Source organism: Thermomonas sp. (assembly GCF_025993755.1).
In the GTDB taxonomy this organism is placed as follows: Bacteria; Pseudomonadota; Gammaproteobacteria; order Xanthomonadales; family Xanthomonadaceae; genus Thermomonas.
In genome coordinates, this window is sequence record NZ_JAMQHN010000117.1 from 1 (window position 1) to 4,434 (window position 4,434).

Here is a 4,434-nt window from a genome sequence, read left to right on the forward strand (position 1 = left end):
CCGAAGCGGCGTTCGCGCATCTGTGCCGGCGCGACCGCAAGCTGGGCGCATGGTTGCGCAAGCTGCCGCGAATCGAGGCGGACCCGCGGTGGCGCAAGCCGTTCGACCCGGTGGATGCGCTGGCGCGCTCGATCCTGTATCAACAGCTCAGCGGCAAGGCGGCCGCAACCATCGTCGGACGGGTGGAAGCCGCCATCGGTAGCGACCGTTTCCACTGCGACACCCTGGCGCGCATCGACGATGCCGCCTTGCGCGCCTGCGGCGTCTCCGGCAACAAGTCCCTGGCGCTGCGCGATCTGGTCCGACGCGAGCAAGCCGGAGAAATCCCCACGCTGCGGCAAATGGGCGGCATGGACGACGACGCCATCGTCGCAGCCCTGGTGCCGGTGCGCGGCATCGGGCGCTGGACGGTCGAGATGATGCTGATGTTCCGCCTCGGTCGCCCGGACGTGCTGCCGGTGGACGATCTGGGCGTGCGCAAGGGCGCGCAGGTGGTCGACAGGCTGGAAGCCCTGCCGACGCCCAGGGAACTGGCTGCGCGCGGCCAGTGCTGGGGGCCGTACCGCAGCTATGCCAGCTTCTATCTGTGGCGAATTGCCGACGCGGCGGCCGTCGGCAAGCCGGCGGTGAAGCGTTCGCAGGATTGAGGCAACGCAAGCCGAACCAACGTTGTCTGGATGAACTATTCGACGATCTCCGCCCCGGCATCGCGCAGCAATTCCTTCAATGCGTGGCGGTGGCAGTGTTCCTCGACCTCGCAATAACAGCCCACGCTGAAGTCCACCGGGTGCGACATGGCCGCAAGCAGCGCGATCGCGTGCTGTGCGTCCGGTCGCTTCATCTCGGCGCGGTAGTGGCGGAAGAAACTGGCCCAGTGCGCGGGCGTGGTCGCGCCATGCGCGATGTCCATCGTTTCCTGGCTTGGGGCCACGGTGGGCAGCCAGACATCGTAGAAATCGCGCTTCGCGAATTGATCCTTCGGCACGCCGCGCGGCGGGCGCCGCACGGTGCCGACGCGCAGTTTTTCCCCGGCGGCGCGGGGTGTCCCCAGACGGACGACGCGGATGGCCATGAGCGTTTATTCTTTGCGACCTGACGGTGGGCAGAGCATCCTGCACGGCGCGTCAACGCACCGTCATGGTGACCTGTTGATGGAACTTTCAGCGGCCTCGCGCGTCAGACGCGGGCGACTGCGACAAGGAGGTAGCGTGGCGATTGTGAAAGTGTCCCGAATGGGCGTAAGCCTGTTGCTGACGGGGTTGCTGATCGCACCGGTATGTGCGCAGCAGGTGGCGCCGCCCGTGGTGGACGCGGATGGCGTGCGACTTGAGGCGACGGTCGTGGTCCAGGGCGAGCAGCCGGGCCCCGGAATGTGGATCGTCCGTAATGGCAGCCACGACCTGTACCTGTTGGGGACCTTGAGTCCGCTGCCGGATCGGATGCAGTGGCGGGCCACGCAGGTGCAGGCGGTGCTGGCGCAGGCGCAGGAGGTGATCCGGCTGCGCGGGGTACGTCTGGATATGAAACTGGGGTTCAGCAACATTCTGCTGCTGCCGCGCCTGCTCGGTGCGCGCAAGAATCCGGATGGCAGAACCCTGCAGGAGCTGGTGTCGCCAGCGTCGTATGCCCGTTGGCAGGCGCTGAAGGCGCGCTACATCGGCAGCGATCGCGGCGTCGAGCGCTGGCGTCCGCTATTTGCCGCGCAGGAACTGTATGTGAAGGCGATGAAGCGCAGTGGCCTCGACCTGGAAGACCGGGTCTGGCCGGTGGTGGCGGCGGCGATCGAGCAGCACCATCCGACCGTTACGGTGGTGGAGGTGACGCTGAAGATTGCCGATCCCAAATCGGTGCTCAAGGAATGGTCGAAGACCACGCTCGACGACCTGGCCTGCTTCGACAACACCATGGCCAGCATCGAAACCGACATCGATGCCATGCGCGCGCGGGCCAACGCGTGGGCAACCGGTGACATTGCGGCGCTGCAGGCGCTGCCGCCCGCCTATCGCTGGGAGGCGTGCCGCAGCGCGGTCACCGAGGCCGGCATCGGCAAGCGGTTGGGTTATGGCGACGCCCGTCAGCAGCTCGATGCGCGCTGGCTGGCGGCGGCGCAGGCCGCGCTGGGGAAGAACGACGTCACCTTCGCTGCCGTGCCGCTGGGCCAGCTGCTCGGCAGCAACGGCTATCTGGCGCAGCTGCGGGCCAAGGGTTACACCGTGCTGGCGCCGGACGCCGACGACGAGGAATGACGCCCGGATCGACGCTCTGAGCGCGTCCGTTCAGGACACGGCGCGAGTCCTGCTGGGTACGCCGGAGTCCAAGCCCCAGCGGCGCACGATCGCCGCGCGCACGCCGTCTGCGTCCAGCCCCGCCTCGGCCAGCACCTGCGCGCGGGTGCCCTGTGCCAGGAAGGCGTCGGGGAGTCCGATGTGCTGGATCGGCAGGTACACGCTTTCGGCGGCCAGCAGTTCGGCCACCGCGCTGCCGGCACCGCCGGCGACGGCATTGTCCTCCAGCGTGACGAAGCCCTCGTGGCTGTGCGCCAGTTCCAGGATCAGATTGCGGTCCAGCGGCTTGACGAAACGCATGTTGACCACGGTCAGCCCGAATTCCCGGCCGACCGCCTCGGCCGCCGGCAGCAGTGCGCCGAAGGCCAGCAAGGCCAGCTTGCCGCCACGGCTGCGCAGTTCGGCCTTGCCGATCGGCAGCGTGTCGAGCGACGGCTGGACCGCGACCCCGGGTCCGGCATCGCGCGGGTAGCGCACGGCGGCGGGTCCGGGGTACTGGAAGCCGGTGCTGAGCAGCTTGCGGCATTCGTCCTCGTCGGCGGGCGCCATCACCACCAGGTTGGGCACGCAGCGAAGATAGGTAAGATCGAAGCTGCCCGCGTGGGTGGCACCGTCGGGGCCGACCACGCCGGCGCGGTCGATTGCAAACAGAACGTCAAGGTTCTGGATTGCGACATCGTGGATCAGCTGGTCGTAGGCGCGCTGCAGGAAGGTCGAATAGATCGCGACCACCGGCTTGGCGCCTTCACAGGCCATGCCGGCAGCCAGCGTGACTGCGTGCTGCTCGGCGATGGCCACGTCGAAATAACGGTCCGGGTAGGTCTGGCTGAAGCGCACCAGGCCGGAGCCTTCGCGCATCGCGGGGGTAATGCCCATCAGCTTCGGGTCGGCGGTGGCCATGTCGCACAGCCAGTCGCTGAAGACGTCGGTATAGGACGGCTTCTTCGCGCCGGCCTTGCCGATGACGCCGATGGACGGGTCGAACGGGGCGACCGCGTGGTAGCCGATCTGGTCGTCCTCGGCCAGCTCGTAACCCTTGCCCTTGGTGGTGATGACGTGCAACAGCTGCGGGCCCTTCAGACCCTTGAGCGTTTTCAGTGTCGCAAGCAATGCGTCGATGTCGTGGCCGTCGATCGGGCCGGTGTAGTGGAAGCCCATCTGCTCGAACAGGGTGGAGGGCACGAACATGCCCTTCCAGTGTTCTTCCCAGCGCTTGACGAAGCGCGCCGGCGGGCTCTTGCGCTTGTCGCCCAGCAGTTTCTTGCCGCCTTCGCGCAGGGCGTTGAGCGTCTTGTTGCCGGACATCCGCCCGAGCATCTTGGTCAGGCCGCCGACCGCCTCGCTGATCGACATCCGGTTGTCGTTGAGGATCACCAGCAGGTTGGGGTCCTCGTCCATGCCGCCGGCGTGGCCGAGCGCTTCCCAGGCCATGCCGGCGGTCATCGCTCCGTCGCCGATCACGGCCACGATCCGGCGATCGCTGCCCGCCTGGGCATCGGCGATGGCCATGCCCAGCGCGGCCGAGATCGAGGTCGAGGAGTGGCCGACCCCGAAAGTGTCATAAGGGCTTTCGTCACGGCTCGGGAACGGCATCACGCCGTCCTTCTGCTTGACCGTGTGGATGCGGTCGCGGCGTCCGGTCAGGATCTTGTGCGGGTAGGCCTGGTGGCCCACGTCCCAGACCAGCCGGTCTTCGGGCGTGTTGTACAGGTAATGCAGCACCGTGGTCAGTTCGACCACACCCAGGCCTGCGGCGAAGTGGCCGCCGGACTTGCCAACGGACTCGATCAGGTAGGCGCGCAGCTCGTCAGCCACCGCGCGCACGTCGGATTCAGGCAGCGCGCGCAGGTCGGCCGGGGAGTCGATGTGCGACAGCAGCGGGTAGCGGAGCGCGTCGATCATGCGTGCATTGTCGCGCCTGCGCGGGCGGTGGGCAACGCGGGAAACCGAACTTTTGCTCCAAACGAGTGTTTGGCGGCGTCCGCGGTGGCAGGGCGCCGCCGCATGCCGCTGTCAGCTGCAGCTGCCGCAGCAGGTCGTGCCTTCCGGATGCTCGGGAGCGAGGCTGGCATGGAAGCCGGCCGCGCGCAGCGCGTCGCTGATGTCGGCTTCGCGCAGGTTTCCCTCCACCAGCAGGCGGCCGCGGTCG

Annotated in this window: 4 protein-coding genes; 2 read left to right on the plus strand and 2 right to left on the minus strand. The window is 67.7% G+C overall.

All coding sequences use genetic code 11. The features are described 5' to 3' along the window. The coding region (locus Q0X16_RS07915) for a DNA-3-methyladenine glycosylase (RefSeq protein WP_297832968.1) at positions 1-647 on the plus strand (647 nt) is incomplete at its 5' end. Positions 648-682: 35 nt separating this feature from the next. Here Q0X16_RS07915 and Q0X16_RS07920 read toward each other — a convergent pair. Then, complete coding sequence (locus Q0X16_RS07920; protein ID WP_297832971.1) at positions 683-1,072, minus strand: DUF488 family protein; 390 nt, start codon at positions 1,070-1,072, stop codon at positions 683-685. Between the two features lie 136 nt (positions 1,073-1,208). Between Q0X16_RS07920 and Q0X16_RS07925 the strand changes: the two genes are divergently transcribed. After that, positions 1,209-2,246: a TraB/GumN family protein gene (locus Q0X16_RS07925; RefSeq protein WP_297832973.1), complete on the plus strand. Its 1,038-nt coding sequence runs from the start codon at positions 1,209-1,211 to the stop codon at positions 2,244-2,246. 30 nt (positions 2,247-2,276) lie between these two features. On the opposite strand, the gene dxs is transcribed toward Q0X16_RS07925, so the two are convergent. After that, on the minus strand, positions 2,277-4,187 hold the full coding sequence (dxs, locus tag Q0X16_RS07930; RefSeq protein WP_297832975.1) for a 1-deoxy-D-xylulose-5-phosphate synthase: 1,911 nt from the start codon (positions 4,185-4,187) through the stop codon (positions 2,277-2,279). Positions 4,188-4,434: the final 247 nt, after the last annotated feature.